This window comes from Legionella steelei (genome assembly GCF_001468005.1).
GTDB lineage: Bacteria > Pseudomonadota > Gammaproteobacteria > Legionellales > Legionellaceae > Legionella > Legionella steelei.
On record NZ_LNYY01000019.1, the window covers coordinates 624,055 to 640,776 of the forward strand.

Sequence of the window (16,722 nt, forward strand, 5' to 3'; positions counted from 1 at the left end):
CTCGCTCTGCACGTATAAACGAATAGTGTCCAAGTACATTCACATGTTTATGGCTCAGGGGGATAGTCGTGTCTCATCCTCTTCTATCCAGGTGTAATCATGGGAATTTAATTTGATTTTCTGAACTTTCATTATTAACGCGCCAACGTGATGGTCAGGCAAATGTTTTCTACATGTCCTAAAATGAGTACATGTTAAACAAGCATTAGCATGGGGGCATTTTTGCTGTGTTAGGGGTAGGGAGCAAAGCTCATTAGGGAGAGTTTGATACATAATATTTTTCTTAGCCACCTAGCATTAATTTGAATATCTGATGATTCAACTTTTCCTTGGGTATTCACGAGTTTTTCTTGATATTCAACAAAAGCAGCTTTCATAGTTTCATTATGAATATAAGCAGAACGAGCGGTCATTTCTGGTGACTCATGACCTAAATAATGTTCACCATTACTTGGGGAGCACCAGAATTAATCATTTAGGTGCTAATAGTATGTCTAAATTGATGAGAACTAAAGCGCCAAACAACGCCATTCCTATCGACAATATTTTTTCGAGAGCTTTATACCGGTCTGGAATGATTTTGACATTTTCAACAATTGTTTTTCTTGCTATTTTAATATAATCAATTGCTTACATTAATTGTTCACCATCGACAATGGAATAACCTTATTAAGGTTAATAAGGCCAAGTAATGCAAATAAGGATAAAATTTAATTTTATTATCTGCATTTAAATAAACGATAAATGCCCGTTTCGTCAAAACGTGGCTGACCGGCTCATAGGAAATTCTCATGGGGAAATTTTTAGACCAGTTTAGCAAAAAAATTGCGGCAACGGATAAGAAATATAAACGTAAACTTTACCAGACCTATCTAACCGCTACAGAGTGGCGTAATGTTGAAATGTCTGAGGAATATGCTGCTTTTCTCCAAAAAGACAAGCCATTTTATCGTTATCCCTTCTTCAAACAAATTTATGTGTTCTGGCAAGTTTTCTTTCAATCTTACTGGGCTGCGCGAAAAAAACATGGGCATCTGGAGCTCCTATTTTCTGAATACATGCTCATGAATTTATTCATTGGTATTAATTGCACCATAGAGTTTATGGTAAAAGGGAGTATTTCTCTATTCTTATGGCCGTTCTTATCTTCAGAAAATAAAACGGAATTTCAGAGACATATTGCCGCTTTATTTCAAGATTATGCAGAGTTTATTCATCATACGCCTTTTTATAATTACAGTTATTTCTCGCAATTAGGAAAACTTTTTTCAAATTTTTGGCACAGCAACAATAAAAGTTTCATCGATGTGATTTCATTGATAGGGGTGACGGTGGATTTTCTTGCTCATGGGATAGTATCAGCACCCATAGGGATTTGGTACAACCAAGAGGAAAATAAAGCACCAGAAACCATAGATATTCTTGTTAAAACATTCATCGATAAGGATGATATAGATGAAGAGACCCTAAAAGGAGGGCTTCGTAAGAAAGTAGCAGCCATTGAAGGAGTTTCGGTGGTCACAGAAAATGAGCAAGAACAATTGTTTGCTCGAACCAATTCAGAGAAACACCGTATGTATGCTTATGCGCGTTTACGTGTTCCTCGTTATGAACCTTTTCAAGCAACTATTGAGCAATTAACTACCGCTGGAATTAAAGTTCGTGAGATTGCCGGACAACAGAATATCCAATTTAAATGCCTGGTGAAGGGGGATAACTCGGAACAATTAGAAGAGCGAACGTCAAAGCTCGAAGTACTTAAAGGATGTACCAAACTGTTTAGCTATCAAAATGGTGTTGATCAAGGCATAACCTTTTTCTCCTTAGATGTACCTACAAAACGTCTTAAAGAAACGGTAGAAGATATTCGTCAAACAGAAGGTGTTCATATTAAATTAATGCATGACTTTTAATTTGTACTAAGGGATAAACGACTATGGCTATTGAGTTAAGGAAAAAATTACAAGACATATATAATCGCTTTCCATCAATTGGACGCTATGCAGAAATACCTGCGAGCTGGATTGATCGCATGGATTTAGAAGAAGAGTCTTCTTTTATGAATGAAGCATGGTTTTTTATCCGCAAGCGCATAATTTTTCTGATGTTTCCTGTATTAGCTGCAATTGATGTGATCACCTCCTTTATTTGTGCCACCACAAATTTTGTTGGTGCTTTATTTTCATCCGATACCAATCAAGAGTTTTTTTTCGCTAAATCCAGAGAATATGCAACATTATTTAGCAAAAGCTTATTGGGTTTGACATTTTCATTATTTGGTTTTATCAGCCCAAAGCTTGTTTCTTTCTTTTTTCTACCTGAAAAAAAATATGACAAGGCGATGTCGGGGGGAGCACTTTATAAAGCGGATGTAGAAAATGAAACTCCTCGAACATTAGAAGATTTACAAGAGATTATCCGTCAGGCGCGAAAAAATGGTCAGTCGATAATGGCTGTTGGTGCAGGAAAATCTCAAGGAAAGCAATTTATACCTCTCTCCAAAGAAGGAAAGAAGGGCATTCTAATTGATATGAGTGAATTTAATGAAATCGTTATTGATAAAGATGCAAAAACAGCCAAAGTTGGTGCTGGGGTACGTTGGGTCGACTTGCAAATAGAAGCAAATAAGAAGAAATTGGCGCTTAAAGTAATGCAAGCATCAAATATTTTTTCCGTTGGGGGTTCAATTGGAACTAATATTCATGGGTGGAATCATCGTTCAGGTAATTTGGCAAATGTCGTTCAATCTTTGAAAATAATTAATTCTGACGGTGAGTTGGAAACAATTGATAAATATTCCCCTAAATTTGGAAAAGTCTTAGGCGGATTCGGTCTTTTTGGTATTGTTGTCAGTGCTGAGATTGAATTAACAGATAATGAGAATTTAGTAGAACAGAGCGTCGATGTTTCTATTGAAAACTATTTGAAACATTTCAGAAAAAACGTACAGCCAGATGATAAGATTCGCATGCATTTATTTCGCCTATCTCTGGCTCCTAACAATCTTTTGGGGAATGGTGTTGCGGTCAACTACATCAAACTTGATAATTCTGCACCAGTAGAAAGTGAAAAAATTAATAAAGAAGATGAAAATGGAACACGAATGGAGCGTATCATGGTCAACGTGGCGCGTCGTTCTGGTTATGTACGGCAGAAATATTGGGAAGGGGAAAGACATCGTCTTTTAAATAATGAAACCCCAATGACCACCAATGAAATAATGCAACCGTCAATTAATGCAATGTTTAATAACTCCGTGAGTGAATCTGAATGGTTGCAAGAATTTTTTGTCCCCGGAGAAAATTTAGCTAATTTTATTAAGGAATTAGGGGCATTATTGACCAAAAACAAAGTAGCCCTAATTAATAGCAGCGTGCGCTTTGTAAAAAAAGACGAATATTCCACTTTGGGTTATACAAGAGAAGGGGATCGTTTTGCTGTAGTGCTTTGTTTTAACCAAGCGCTCAAAAAAAGTGAAGTTGTTAAAACTAAAAAATGGATACGTGAAGCAAATGATTTAGTGATTAAACACGGCGGAACGTTTTATCTTCCCTATCAACAGTTTTCTTCGCAAGAACAATTTGAAAAAGCGTACGGAAAAGATCACGTGGATGAGTTCAAATCTGCAAAAGAAAATGAAGATAGGCAAGGTGTATTTTATAATGGCTTGTATCAACATTATCTTGCTCTAAAAGAAAATAAACCTAATTATTTCAAGGAATTAATGGCTTCGGCAGAGACTAAGAAGAGGTTTGCTGGATTTTTGGAGAATGTATTACAGCGTATCGATACTGATAAATTTTATGTTCTTCTTGAGGACATTCTGAAATATAACGATACCCATGAAGAAATTTACGCTGAATTATTGCGTTGTCTGCCGAATGTAATGCCTGGAAAATTGGGCTCTTTACGCCGAATTTTAGGGTCATTGTCTAGCATTAAAGAAGATTTAACTGCTCAGGCTAAAGCTTTAATGCCAGATGTAGAAACCATTGATGGTTTGGTTGAAATAGGATATCCCGGTCGATTTGTCGCAGGATTTAAGTCTGCATTCAAAGTAACGGGACCCATTACTGCCGTTTATGAGCAACAATCAATGACTGATTATGTTCAAACTGGGATCCCCAGACCTTATGATAATTTTGTAAAACTTGATTATAATGTGCCGGATTTATCTTCAATTCCCGATAACAACGCAGAGGTCATTACTTGTTATGTGGGCTTACATCATTTCCCAGAAGATCAATTGGAACAGTTTTTGAAAAATGTGCGTCGTATTTTGCGGCCCAATGGTCGTTTCGTGTTGGTAGACCACGATGCTCATGATAAGGAGTCCCTATTAATGGCCCATATGGCACATAGTGTCTTTAATGCCGTCAATGGTATTTCTCTTGAAAAAGAAATGACTGAAACTCGAAATTTCCGTCCTATGGATCATTGGAAATCTTTATTGAAAGAATATGGTTTATATATAGGAGATCTAGGACCTAATGTTGCTATGATCCGCAATGGTGATCCTAGTCGTAACACCATGGTCAGTTTCGTTAAGCTCCAACCAAAGCCTTTAAGTCAGCTAGGTAAAAACCAAGCAATGAATGATGAAAATTTAGAAAAGCCTTATCACAGCAAAAGCTTGACGATGTTCTCTAAATCCCTAGATAAAAGTTATGACAAGCAGAGCCGCTCGAGGATGAACTTGATGCTTTTATTTTGATCTATTTTCCGAAGGTACATCCTGTCGGTATCACTTTTTCAGTTGGGGCTAGATTGAGAAATGCCGCACTTTCGACAAACATAAGCTGCGTTTTAGGTTTTAAGAATTCCAAGAGAAGGGGTGGCTAATTATGAGGCGCGAGAAAAGGGCTGTATTAATCAATTATATCAAGCCTGGCCCCAAACATATTGCAAACGCTTTTCCCTTTTACGCTCCATTTTTGTTAAAGATTTGTATTGTTTACACGGGAGGGTTGGGGCCTATAAAGTTTATGTGACTATCAAACTTCAGATTTTAAATGGCGCAGATAATAGACTCGATGGATAATTATTATCAAACAAATGTACTATGCTCATTATAAAACTTAGTTTGGCAAGCTCTCTTTAGAGCCTGCGGTCAAATATAGGCTACTGCACGCCATGGAGCATGAGTTCGGCTCTTGCTGCTGATTCTATACACTCGATTTCGGCGGAGCCAATTGAAGCACCTTTAAAGAAACCAAAGTGAGTTAAAGCCCCCGCCGTAACCACCCCACAACCTCCGCTTAAAAAAAGCAAGTTAGTGGCAGCGGCAGAGCCTGTTGCAATACCTGTTAGCAAGGCAAAAGGGCCTGTCCATGCACCAGCGGCGCACCCAATGGCAAAACCAATTGAAAATACTAAAAGACTGGTAAGAGCCGCTGTAACAATAGCAGCAAACGCCTCTTTAAGGGGTATGGGTTGTTCATTCAAAATTTTCTTGCATTGCTCGGAGTAAATTTTGATCAACTGCTCTTTATCTTTTCCCCCAAACCTCAGATAGGTAATTAATAAATTGGTTTGATCGCCAAGTTGAACAAATTGCTCATCCGATAAATTAAATTCTTCGGCAGCAGAAATAAAATCATCTATAGCTTTGTAGAGAAGCGACTTAGGATCTAACTTATTCCGGGCTTGTTGTAAAGGATAAGATGGACCTGGGCCAAGCGTCTTCATTCGCTTTGAAAGATTAATTAAGCTTTCGCCTTTATCTTTAGCTGAAAAGGAAATACATTCTGCAAAACCTTTTGTGTTTTCAGGGAGTTCGTTGTTTACTTCATTAAAAATTGTGAGGATACGGTGGTCATCATCAGATTTATCAAGTTTTGTGCCCACTAAAATGAGGGGCGCCTCTGGATTGCGTGCTCTAAATTGAGCAATTTTTTCTTTTGTCTCTGTTGCATTATAGTCTTCTGATAAATCAACACAAAAGAGTGCTATTCTTGCATTTGATAAAATATCAGAAATTTGTTTTCCATGTTTTTGACGAATGTTAATTTTGCTTATATCCCATTCCTTTGAATTGAAAGCACTATAAGTAGAGGTGGATTTTGAAGATAGGTCAACGGGCTTACCAGTCAGCAGTTGGCAAAGTGTAGTTTTACCTGATTTCGCACCACCAAAAACAACAACTTCAACAGCCATAATTTTAATCTCTTAAAGGGAACAAATTGGGCGATTGTAATGCATTTGGAGAGGGTAGCATAGAGGCCTAATGTAGGTGCTATGCGTTTAACTCTGATTATCTCAAGATATCTAATTGAATAAATCTTAATTGTCGCGGCTTCGATTCCCGCAGCCTCTACCATGGCAATAAAATTGAATAAAATTATCCAGTAATGTATAATTTATACACAATAATTGTATTGCCTGCAAATTATGAGTAAAAAAAGAAAGTTGTCTTATATTGTTGACGCTAGTGAGTTGAGGGTTAGATTTACCAAGTTAAAGGATTCAATTGAAGCAATAAATGATCCTGGCTCATTTATCCCAAACAGTCTACATAATTATTTGATCCAGAAAGACATATATGAAGAAACTATTGAAAATTTAAGAACTTCCAGTAAACAGGATTATTTTAAAAGTAAAAAATTGAATAATTATGCCAAGTTCAGCAGCGGTACTGAAAAATTAACCTCCATAGCTTTAAATGAATACAATTATGGGATAAGAGATTATTTTTTGGAATTACCTGAAAAAATTCAGGAACTTAAACAAATTAAACGAGAATTAAAAGCATTGATCCACGCCGCTGATAATCGTGCACCATCTCTTTTTAAAACTGGGAATGTGAAAGGGGCTATTCGTGATGTGATAGATTTGGAAGAGGTTGGTCAATTATTATCCTTTGCTGAAGAAACACGCGATCTCATGGAAGCCAATCGCGAGCTTTTCTTATCGAGTGATAGTAAATTTTATATTTTAAATTAATTGCGAATTGTTCAAGCCTTGATTATCCGCGTGAATTAACGTTGGTTTACATTTGCGCTTATCCCGTTGCTAAATAATCTTGTCCAAATTGCTCTGAGTATTCTTGATAATTTCCCACATGCAATGGGGGTAGACCTTGAATTGTGAAGAAATTGGGGAAGATTTTTGCTTGCATTATTCTAGTGTGAGTAAAATAGTTAAAAAATTATCACTATAGTTTTGAAATTCACAATTCAAGGCCTGACCCCATATACACACAAATAAATTGACAATGTATCTACTGATAGATAGAATACTTATTATGAAAATTACAACAACACAAGAAAAAATATTAACCACTGCAGAAAGTTTAATCCAAACGATGGGTTATAACGCTTTTAGTTATAAAGATATTGCGCAGGTGGTGGGTATTAAAACGTCAAGTATTCATTACTATTATCCTGCTAAAGAAGACTTGGCTGCTGCCGTAATAGACTGGCAATTGAATCGACTGTCATTGTCTTTAAATGAACTGAAATTTAATGCATCTTTATCTTTGCAACAAAAGTTATTGAACTTTGTGGATAAGGTCATTTCTTTAACTGTGCATGATGAGATGAAAATGTGCCTAGGTGGCATGCTGGCCTCAGATGTAATTTCATTAACAGAAAAGGTTAAGGTTAAAGTCCGAACTTTTTTTAATGTTATGGGCAAGTGGATAAAAGAAGTCATCAGCGAAGGAATTTCTGATAAAGAAAAACTAGACATTATTCAACTGGAGGAACTTTCTAGGTATATTTTAGTTCAACTAGAAGGAGGCTTGTTAATGTCGAGATTGTATGAGGATATTTCCTATGTTGAAACAGTGAAACACTATATTAAAAAAACTTTTTAAAATTTTTTATCTAATTAATCTATCTATCGGTAGATAGTTTTTTGGGGCTATGAAATTTAAACTACTATCTATTGGATTTATAACTTCTAACTATGCGAGTAAAACAACCATGCGAACTAGCGCGAATAACATTCATAAAGCCACTTATATCAATATGGAAAGCAAACAAGAATCCATGTCAAATTTTGCAGAATTTCTTAAAAAAGGAGCGCAACTTGTGCGACAAACCGAACCCAATACCGCACTTTGGTTTGCGTTAAAGAAAGATAATCATCTTGCTGTTTTTGATATTTTTTTTGATGAAAAAGGAAGGGAGTTGCATTTTACAGGCCAAGTTGCTAATGCCTTAAAAGAAAATGCTTCGCAATTGGTAGTAGGGGGTTGGGATCAAGGTGTGTTAGCTAATGTATGTAACTATGATGTCATTGCTGCTAATAATTTTAATTTGAATATGGTTTTGACCGCTAAAGAAGCATCTTATATTGTTTTTAAGGCAAACCCAGGTAAAAGCCATGAGTTAGAACTCTTATTAAAAGGAGGTTCCCAACTTATTAATACAACAGAGCCAAAAACTTATTTTTGGGTTGCTTTAAAAACTGACAAAGATACTTACGCTATCTTTGATGCTTTCCAAGATAAAGCTGCTCAAAAAATGCATTTCTCGGGCCAGGTTGCTTCGGCGCTACAAAAAAATGCGGAACATTTGATTGCAGGAGGATGGGAAAAAGGTGTTCTAGCTCATATTCATAATTTTCAAATTATAGCTTCATCCTAATTTTGCGCACTTTGGTGCGCCTTACTTTGCCTTATTTTTGTATCGCTTCACCTTTGGTTTGAAGAAGTAGGCTTGGTATATAGCCGCGAATTCAAATGCATCTCTTGGGCTTCATTTAATTTGAGTCGACTTTATTTCCCCAAAGATGTATTCGTATTTTCTTTAAATTCATGAGAATTAATACTTTCCAAATTGGAAGAAATTTTTTTTATTAGCTTTAATAATGAAGATTCTGAAGAGTTACTATGCTCACATTTACTTTGTAACTCATATATTGTACGTTTAAAAAATATTTTCAATTCCTCTGAGTTTTTTGGAGGACTATGTCTTAAAATATCAAGAATATTTTTTGAGTCGTCCAAAATATCCTTTCTAAAAACTGAATGACCAGCTACGTAAGACCTTAGAAAATTCAGCTCTCCATTCCCTTGGGTTTTATATTGGCGTTCAAAAGCCTGATAAAACAAATCAATTTGATTTATTGTACTACAAAGTTGATTGTCGAAAGACGAACTATCTATTTCTATTCGGGTGTTATACATGATAGCGAAGCCTTATAATGTTTTTTTAAAATACTACCACATGTTACAAATATTCCAAGATTGGCTCGCAATCTGCCATATTTTTTCCTGAATCCGCCATCCCTGATTTTTCACTAAGTCTGATTATTTTGATAATCAGACTTAAAGTATAAAGTGTAGGGTGGTTACAAGTCATAAGTGCAAGCGCCTTTTTATAACATAGTGTTCATTTTCATCTTCATTTCATGGTACAGATTTCTTCCGTAAAAACTTCATTTGGTGATGCATAACCAAGGCTTCTGCGTGGTCTATTATTTAATTGGTCTGCGATAAAAGCAAGATATTCATCTGTGATGCAAGTAAAACTTGAACCTTTCTTTTAGAATTATATCAACTGGATTGGTTAATTAATAAACAAAACTTGCACTTATAACTTGGATCTAAGTCATAACGTTGATTAAATAATTTATATTTAGCAACCATTGGGGGTTGAGGTCCAATGGTACGAAAACGTACGCTAAGGAAAATCCATATTTTCTGATAAGTTATTGAATGGTCTAAGCTGACCTTTCATAACCCTGTCATTTAAGGTAAATGAATAATGCCCAAGAACATTAATATGCCCATGTTGTAATGGTGAAAGTCTGGCTTCATCTTCCTCTTTTATAAGAATGGACTGTTGTTCTAAATAATTACGTGCCGCATCCATATAAATTGTATTCCAAAGAACAACAGCGTTAGTTACTAGACCTAGAGCACCTAATTGGTCTTCTTGTCCTTCACGGTATCGTTTTCGGATTTCTCCACGTTGTCCATGACAAATAACTCTGGCAACACTATGCCTACCCTCACCACGGTTTAACTGAGTAAGTATTCTGCGACGGTAATCTTCATCATCAATATAGTTCAGAAGGTATATAGTTTTGTTAATACGACCAGCTTCAATAATCGCTTTTGCTAAACTAGATGGCTTATCACTTTTCAATAGTGATCGAATGAGTTCAGATGCTTGTACAGTACCTAATTTTAGTGAGCCAGCAATCCTCATCATATCATCCCAATGTTGTTCGATGCGTTGAGGATTTGCGCAACCACGAGCAAGATCATTTAATACGCCATAATCTGCTTCTTTATCAATGCGCCAGAACACAGCTTCTCCAGCATCTGCTAAACGAGGAGAAAATTGATACCCAAGAAGCCAGAACAAACCAAACACAATATCACTAGCACCAGCAGTGTCCGTCATGATCTCAGTTGGATTTAAACCCGTTTGTTGTTCTAGCAACCCTTCTAAAATAAAGATTGAATCTCTTAATGTTCCAGGTATAACAATACCATGGAAGCCAGAGAATTGATCTGAAACAAAGTTATACCAGGTAATTCCCTTGCTAGAACCAAAGTATTTTTTGTTAGGGCCTGCATTAATAGTTCGAACCGGTGTAACAAAACGCATGCCATCGGCAGAAGCTACATCACCACCACCCCATTTTCTTGCCAGTGGGATTGAAGACTGATGATCAACCAATCTTGCATTAGCTCGAACCAATGTTTCAGCGCGGATATAATTTTGCTTGACCCAAGTCAGTCGATGGCGAGTTAATGCTGGAATATGATGTTTTATTAATGGTTCAAGCCCAATATTACAGGCCTCGGCTAAAAGCACTGCACAAATACTTACAGCAAGATCATCTGCGCGAGCATTTGACTCACTCACATGAGTAAATTCATCAAGAAACCCGGTATGGGCATGTATTTCAAGTATTAGTTCAGTAAGATCTACTTGTGGTAAAAGCCTGGCGATTTGTCCACTAAGTAAATCAAGACTTGGTGAAATTTCCAGCTTATCCAGATTAGTAATTGTTAATGTAGGGCGTTTTCCTGAATCATCTATTCTGATGGCATTATTATCATTAAAATTAGCAGCTACTTTTTTATATGCAGAATCCAGACGACTTGTTAGATTAGCTATGGCATCATGAGGTGACATAAGATGCCCCAAGGAACGGCAAATCTGTATCCTATTATTTTGCCAATCGATACCTTGAAGTAATTTAGCTCTTGTATCACTCCAACGATCACTATTTTCAACATATAGATCTCTCCTTCTTAAACTGTCTTGTAATTTTTCTAAGAAGCACAGGGTATATCCCTGTTTTGTAACATTTCCCTCTTTATCAAACACTAATCTTTTCCATGGTTGTGTGATAATTTCAATAGGTGGATTTTTAAGGATTTTTTTTCGTGATGAATTGGTCTTTGAAAGGAACTTTAATGCATCAAGCGTACTTTTGCCTGCTGGGGCTGCCTTAAAAATGATGTCATTGTATACTCGAGGTATAAATTTGCGTACCCTCCCATACTGCTCAATCATCTCATCATGAAACTTATCATCCATAGGTCTAGCCAAACTATTAACAATAGAAATAGATTCCAGTAATTTTTCTTTAGAAATCAAAACATAAATTGCTTCACGCAACTGATCACTTGCAGTATCTTCATTTAACACTTGCTCGCAAGCTTTTGCTAATGCTAGCGCTGATCTATCTAAATCTTTCAATGTTCGCAGCCGTTTTTTTTGGCCAATCTTTTTGGCATCCCCAGCAATTTCTGTAATTAGCAGATCAAGTAAATCCAAAGCATCATCAAGAGCTATAGTTTCATATGATCTAACAAAAGCCACCAGTATGGCAATTCGCCTATCATCTGGCATTCGCACTATTTTTTTTGCAGAAATTAAGCCTGCCTGGCGTGCCAAATTTTTTAGCCGTACAGGAGGAATATGGGAGCAGTCAAAACTGCTAAATCCAAATGTTTGCAACTCAAGATAACGTTTCATTGCTTCATTAAATGCTGGGGAACTAATGGCGACGGGGCCTTTCCGATAGTAATCAAAACGAGACGTGCGCTCTCCTTTGGGGATATGAAGAATAGCTTCCAGCTTTATTGTTTGTTCATTAGTAGGTAAAGAGGACAAGCGTTTCCATAATCGTTTGGCTGCTCTTTCTCGAATCTCTGAAATTAGCCTTGATAATGTTGATTCACCAGGTAAAATTATTTTGTTCTGAATCAGCCAGGTAGTAGCAAAATCAAACAATAAGCTTGGCCGTTCATTACTTATCCATGACTTGGCATAGAGTAATCGGCTCAGACGAAATGCCCATGGTAGTTCATTAAAATCACGATACCCATAATATTCACGAATAAGTGCAGTATGTTCACGTTTGGTGGTCTCACGTTTTGCATAATCATTCAATACTTCAATATCAGTAATTGATAATTGTCCTGCGACAAAAGTTTTTACATTGAGAGGAACTAGAGATAAGTCTGTAAAGAACGTTCCTAAAAAACGGGCCGTTGTAATTTGTAGGGCAAAACCCAGTCTATTTTGCTCACCACGTCGTTCAGCAATGAATGCCAAATCTGTTTTGTCCAAGTGAAAGTAACGTGCAAGCTGAATATCATTTGGTTCTTCAACATACTGACCATATTGTGCCTTTTGATCGGTGGTTAAAAAATCTACAGCCATAAAGCGATCTCATAATAACACCATCCGTGGAATAAAATTAATACGGTGAAATAATCAGATGTTATGAATCTTTCTTAAGTTCTGCTTCTAATTCCTCAACCGTCGGTAAACTATCACGTAGATTATCTGGTAAAGCGTGGGTAAGTTGAGTTTCCCATTCCGCAACACCCATTGGATGAATCATGCCACCTAAAGCATATTCAACCAAAATTTTATTTTTACCACGAACTAACAATAACCCAATAGTTGGTTTATCATCTGGATGTTTTAATAATTTATCAACTGCTGTCATATACATGCCCAGTTGCGCTCCATCACCTACTTCAAATTTCCGAGCTTTAATTTCCAATACCACGTATCTACGTAACTTGAGATGATAAAATAACAAATCAAGATAAAAATCTTGATCACCTAGCTCTAAGTGAACTTGTTGACCAACAAAGGCAAACCCTTGACCCAGTTCTAATAGAAACTTTTGAATATGCGCCATCAAACCGCGCTCTAATTCAGCTTCACGCCTGGGTGTATCTGTACCTAAAAAGTCAAAGAGATACGGATCCTTAAAAACCTGCACTGCCAAGTCTGATTCAGTTGATGGCAGTGTTGTTGGAAAATTATTTTGTGCTTTTCCATGCCTTAGGTGGGCTTGAGTTTCAATCTGAATTACCAAAATATTACGAGACCAACCATGTTCATATGTTTTTTTGGCATACCACAAACGATCCTCAGCAGTTTTAAGCTTTTCCAGAAGGGCAATATTATGATACCACGGTAATTGTGCAAGCACCTCTTGCACAATTTCACTGTTAGGCCAAGCGCTAGCAAAAGCACGCATGTATTTAAGATTACGAGGTGAAAATCCATTCATTTCAGGAAATGCTTTATGTAAATCCAATGCCAAACGATCAATAATTCTGGCGCCCCAGCCTTGGTTTTCTTGTTTATCCAAAATCCTTTGGCCTATATCCCAATATAAGAGGACCATAGCAGCATTACTGGCTAAAATAACTTTTAATCTGGTTTGGGCAATATTAGATTTTAAATCAGCAAACCACTGAGCATATTCTTCTGGTAATTCAACTTTGGCCGGTGCAACTGGGAACATGACAGATCTATCAATTTCGCCACGCTGTTTTCGTGCATCGCTTTTAATTGTCACTTCTTTTTTTCTATCTGCTTGTAATTTCTTATCTGACACAAGCCATCTCCAAGTTAATAAAACGTCCGTTTTCTTTACCAAGAAATCCCAAGCTAGGGGAAAACGGTTTTAAAAGATTAATTTGGTAAAGAAACACTGGCAATTAATCAAGGTAAATAATACTCTATATCCAACAGACTTTCCTAACGATTTTAAGTGAATATTAACTAACTATGAAAATTGGCTATGCACGAGTATCAACCTTGGAGCAAAATTTAGACCTACAAATTGATGCACTTGAAAAAGCGGGTTGTAAAAAAATAATCACCGATGAAATCAGTGGCTCAGTAGCTGAAAGGCCAGGTCTTACTCGTCTCAAAGAGGATTTAAGAGAAGGAGATACCGTTGTAGTTTGGCGGTTAGATAGATTAGGCCGTTCATTAAAGCACCTAATAGCATTAGTTAATGATTTTGAACTGTTAAAAGTTGGATTTGAAAGTTTGCAAGAGTCCATTAATACAACTACTTCAACCGGCCAGTTGATATTCCATATGTTTGGAGCATTGGCAGAATTTGAGCGAAATTTAATCCGTGAGAGAACTAAAGCGGGATTAGCTTCGGCTAGATCCCGTGGCCGACTTGGCGGACGACCGAAACAATTAGATAGCAATAAACGCCAGTTAGTTGGCAAGCTATACAAAGATCGTGAGCATACAGTTCAAGAAATCTGTCAGATGATGGGTATTTCAAAGCCTACCCTTTATCAGTATTTGCGGGAAATGGATGGGAAGACAAATGAAGGAAAAGTAACTCCATTTATTCAAAAACCACCCATAGAACCATAGTACTCACATATTATTGAGGGATATATGCAAAATATAAAAGCAGCTTTAATTTGGATAACAGATATTTTAAAAAAGCATCATGTGCTCTTTCAAATTACTGGGGGCCTTGCCGCTAGAGCCTATGGTGCGACACGACCGATTGAAGATATAGATATTGATATCCCAGAAGATAAATTTGATATCATCAAAAATGAAGTGGCTGGATTTATTACTTACGGGCCAGACCAATTTAAAAGTAATACATGGGATTTACTGTTAATGACTCTTAATTATCAGGGTCAAGTAATTGATTTGAGTGGGGCATATCAAACGAAAATATTTAATGGGAAAACCGGATTATGGCAAGGATTATCTGAGGATTTATCTAAAACTCATTCAAAAAATATTTTAGGATTACAGCTTCCTGTGATTCCTTTAGATGTTTTAATCGCATATAAAGAAGCGTTATCTCGAGAGGTTGATATCATCGATATACAAGAGATAGCAAAGGTGAGGTTAGGTTCTAAACCTTAGCGTACGTTTTCGTACCACTGGACCTCAAACCCCCCATTGTGGAGCGTTAACATGAAAGTTCAGAAAGTCATTGTCAATCCTTATGAAGAAAAGTTGGCTCGTATTAGATAATGAATACAAACCTATTAAACACATCACAGAATTCATAAAGTATTTACGTAACGTGGATAAGTCACCATGTACGATCAAAGGTTATGCGCATAGTTTAAAGTTGTATTGGGAATTTTTAGCAGCTCATGAAATCGATTGGACTGTGATTAACATCGGTATACTGGCCAAATTTGTTGGTTGGCTTAGAACCTGCGAGAACGAAATGTAACGCCCAAATTTATAAACGATGACATTATCGCTCAAGAGGATGAAAGCCTAATTTATATTCGATTAAAATTTAATTGGTCCTTTAAAGGCATCATCTATCGGTGGCAAGGATTTTAATGAAATCGCTGGGCTCATTTAGTGAACCAATCACCTATAATAGACTAATTGCTTTGCGAAAATAGAGTAAAGTGATATAGAAAAAAATTGAACCAATAAAGGCAAGCGCTGCTAATTGTGGCCATATGATATCTAAACCTGCACCACGAAATAAAACGGATTGCGCCAGTATGACAAAATGGGTGATGGGTGCGGCAAGCATAATGGTTTGTACTAACTGAGGCATATTTTCTCGGGGTGTCATGCCTCCTGAAAGCATCTCCAAAGGTAAAATAACCAAGATCAACAAAAGTCCAAACTGTGGCATTGAGCGTGCTATGGTTCCCATGAAAATACCCATAGACGTTGTTGCAAATAAATTCATTGCACTTCCTAACACAAATAAAGAGATGGAGCCTTCAATAGGGATAGCCAATAACTGATGTACCACACCAATTAGTGAAAACGTGCTGACTACTAAAACCACCAATCCCATGGCACAAATTTTACTGGTCATGATTTCAAATGGGGTAATAGGCATCACTAATAAATGTTCAATAGTGCCATGTTCGCGCTCACGAAGGAGCGCGGCACCAGTAAGCACAATAGATAACATGGTTACATTATTTATGATTTCCATAACAGCCCCAAACCAGGTTTTGCTTAAGGTCGGATTGAAGCGAACCCTCAATACCAGATCTACAGGAGGTACAGCGACTTCACGATAATGCATTAAAAACTCAGTGATTTCTCCACTAATAATAGTTTGGATATATCCTGAACCAACGAAGGCCTGACTCATACGAGTCGCATCAACATTTAATTGAATAGAGGGCTGGCGTCCAGCCAACAGATCACGCTGAAAATTAGGTGGAATATCCAGGGTGAAAGTATAAGCTCCAGAATTAAGTCCTGAGTCCATATCCGTTAAATTGATGTGTACAGGCCGAGTAAATTGAGGGGGATAAAATGAATCGGTAATTCTTTGTGATAAAGGAGATTGATCTTCATCAACTATGGCAATGGGGGTTTTATTTAGCGTCTCTGGCAGAGCTGTTGCGGCAGCGTAAATGGAAATCGTAAATGCAAAAACAATTAATACCAGCATGATGGGATCACGTAACATGCCACGCAGTTCCTTAACTGCTAAGTAGACTATATTACTTATTGCCAT

At 36.9% G+C, this 16,722-nt stretch carries 13 protein-coding genes and 1 pseudogene; 8 read left to right on the plus strand and 6 right to left on the minus strand.

Annotated elements, in window-relative coordinates:
* Nucleotides 1-791 precede the first annotated feature (791 nt).
* Together Lste_RS06950 and Lste_RS06955 are read left to right on the plus strand one after the other, a co-directional pair.
* Entirely contained in the window at nucleotides 792-1,913 is a 1,122-nt protein-coding gene (locus Lste_RS06950) for a hypothetical protein (RefSeq protein WP_058510326.1), read from the plus strand.
* A gap of 23 nt (nucleotides 1,914-1,936) precedes the next feature.
* Nucleotides 1,937-4,714 carry an FAD-binding protein gene (locus Lste_RS06955; RefSeq protein ID WP_058510327.1) on the plus strand — a complete coding sequence of 926 codons (2,778 nt, stop codon included), beginning with the start codon at nucleotides 1,937-1,939 and terminating at the stop codon, nucleotides 4,712-4,714.
* A gap of 407 nt (nucleotides 4,715-5,121) precedes the next feature.
* Here the strand turns inward: Lste_RS06955 and Lste_RS06965 are convergent, their stop codons facing one another.
* Nucleotides 5,122-6,156, minus strand: a complete 1,035-nt coding sequence (locus Lste_RS06965) for a GTPase domain-containing protein (protein WP_058510329.1) — start codon at nucleotides 6,154-6,156, stop codon at nucleotides 5,122-5,124.
* Between the two features lie 234 nt (nucleotides 6,157-6,390).
* Between Lste_RS06965 and Lste_RS06970 the strand changes: the two genes are divergently transcribed.
* From Lste_RS06970 to Lste_RS06980, 3 genes are all read left to right on the plus strand, one after another.
* Entirely contained in the window at nucleotides 6,391-6,942 is a 552-nt protein-coding gene (locus Lste_RS06970; protein ID WP_058510330.1) for a hypothetical protein, read from the plus strand.
* 301 nt (nucleotides 6,943-7,243) lie between these two features.
* Complete coding sequence (locus Lste_RS06975) at nucleotides 7,244-7,816, plus strand: TetR/AcrR family transcriptional regulator (RefSeq protein ID WP_058510331.1); 573 nt, start codon at nucleotides 7,244-7,246, stop codon at nucleotides 7,814-7,816.
* 49 nt (nucleotides 7,817-7,865) lie between these two features.
* Nucleotides 7,866-8,591 carry a hypothetical protein gene (locus Lste_RS06980; protein ID WP_237760442.1) on the plus strand — a complete coding sequence of 242 codons (726 nt, stop codon included), beginning with the start codon at nucleotides 7,866-7,868 and terminating at the stop codon, nucleotides 8,589-8,591.
* Between the two features lie 131 nt (nucleotides 8,592-8,722).
* On the opposite strand, the gene Lste_RS06985 is transcribed toward Lste_RS06980, so the two are convergent.
* The 4 genes and pseudogenes from Lste_RS06985 to Lste_RS06995 all read right to left on the minus strand — a co-directional run bounded on the left by Lste_RS06985 (nucleotide 8,723) and on the right by Lste_RS06995 (nucleotide 13,836).
* Nucleotides 8,723-9,133 carry a hypothetical protein gene (locus tag Lste_RS06985; protein ID WP_058510332.1) on the minus strand — a complete coding sequence of 137 codons (411 nt, stop codon included), beginning with the start codon at nucleotides 9,131-9,133 and terminating at the stop codon, nucleotides 8,723-8,725.
* Between the two features lie 217 nt (nucleotides 9,134-9,350).
* Nucleotides 9,351-9,491, minus strand: a pseudogene (locus Lste_RS19805) (IS30 family transposase); the annotation flags it as partial.
* A gap of 138 nt (nucleotides 9,492-9,629) precedes the next feature.
* Nucleotides 9,630-12,638 carry a Tn3 family transposase gene (locus Lste_RS06990; protein WP_058510333.1) on the minus strand — a complete coding sequence of 1,003 codons (3,009 nt, stop codon included), beginning with the start codon at nucleotides 12,636-12,638 and terminating at the stop codon, nucleotides 9,630-9,632.
* A 61-nt stretch (nucleotides 12,639-12,699) separates the two neighbouring features.
* Entirely contained in the window at nucleotides 12,700-13,836 is a 1,137-nt protein-coding gene (locus Lste_RS06995) for a PDDEXK nuclease domain-containing protein (protein WP_202814163.1), read from the minus strand.
* A 173-nt stretch (nucleotides 13,837-14,009) separates the two neighbouring features.
* On the opposite strand from Lste_RS06995, the gene Lste_RS07000 reads away from it, so the two are divergent.
* The 3 genes from Lste_RS07000 to Lste_RS07010 all read left to right on the plus strand — a co-directional run bounded on the left by Lste_RS07000 (nucleotide 14,010) and on the right by Lste_RS07010 (nucleotide 15,453).
* Nucleotides 14,010-14,621, plus strand: a complete 612-nt coding sequence (locus Lste_RS07000) for a recombinase family protein (protein WP_058510334.1) — start codon at nucleotides 14,010-14,012, stop codon at nucleotides 14,619-14,621.
* Nucleotides 14,622-14,645: 24 nt separating this feature from the next.
* Nucleotides 14,646-15,134, plus strand: a complete 489-nt coding sequence (locus Lste_RS07005) for a hypothetical protein (protein ID WP_058510335.1) — start codon at nucleotides 14,646-14,648, stop codon at nucleotides 15,132-15,134.
* An 82-nt stretch (nucleotides 15,135-15,216) separates the two neighbouring features.
* Nucleotides 15,217-15,453 carry a site-specific integrase gene (locus Lste_RS07010; RefSeq protein ID WP_058510336.1) on the plus strand — a complete coding sequence of 79 codons (237 nt, stop codon included), beginning with the start codon at nucleotides 15,217-15,219 and terminating at the stop codon, nucleotides 15,451-15,453.
* A 150-nt stretch (nucleotides 15,454-15,603) separates the two neighbouring features.
* Here the strand turns inward: Lste_RS07010 and Lste_RS07015 are convergent, their stop codons facing one another.
* A complete protein-coding gene (locus Lste_RS07015; RefSeq protein ID WP_058510337.1) occupies nucleotides 15,604-16,722 on the minus strand; it encodes an ABC transporter permease in 1,119 nt (372 codons plus the stop codon).

Bases quoted from the DNA above. Each gene is read 5' to 3' on its own strand.
- Lste_RS06950 (WP_058510326.1), top strand. From the start codon at position 792: ATGGGGAAATTTTTAGACCAGTTTAGCAAAAAAATTGCGGCAACGGAT.
- Lste_RS06955 (WP_058510327.1), top strand. From the start codon at position 1,937: ATGGCTATTGAGTTAAGGAAAAAATTACAAGACATATATAATCGCTTT.
- Lste_RS06965 (WP_058510329.1), bottom strand. From the start codon at position 6,156: ATGGCTGTTGAAGTTGTTGTTTTTGGTGGTGCGAAATCAGGTAAAACT.
- Lste_RS06970 (WP_058510330.1), top strand. From the start codon at position 6,391: ATGAGTAAAAAAAGAAAGTTGTCTTATATTGTTGACGCTAGTGAGTTG.
- Lste_RS06975 (WP_058510331.1), top strand. From the start codon at position 7,244: ATGAAAATTACAACAACACAAGAAAAAATATTAACCACTGCAGAAAGT.
- Lste_RS06980 (WP_237760442.1), top strand. From the start codon at position 7,866: ATGAAATTTAAACTACTATCTATTGGATTTATAACTTCTAACTATGCG.
- Lste_RS06985 (WP_058510332.1), bottom strand. From the start codon at position 9,133: ATGTATAACACCCGAATAGAAATAGATAGTTCGTCTTTCGACAATCAA.
- Lste_RS06990 (WP_058510333.1), bottom strand. From the start codon at position 12,638: ATGGCTGTAGATTTTTTAACCACCGATCAAAAGGCACAATATGGTCAG.
- Lste_RS07000 (WP_058510334.1), top strand. From the start codon at position 14,010: ATGAAAATTGGCTATGCACGAGTATCAACCTTGGAGCAAAATTTAGAC.
- Lste_RS07005 (WP_058510335.1), top strand. From the start codon at position 14,646: ATGCAAAATATAAAAGCAGCTTTAATTTGGATAACAGATATTTTAAAA.
- Lste_RS07010 (WP_058510336.1), top strand. From the start codon at position 15,217: ATGAAGAAAAGTTGGCTCGTATTAGATAATGAATACAAACCTATTAAA.
- Lste_RS07015 (WP_058510337.1), bottom strand. From the start codon at position 16,722: ATGGCAATAAGTAATATAGTCTACTTAGCAGTTAAGGAACTGCGTGGC.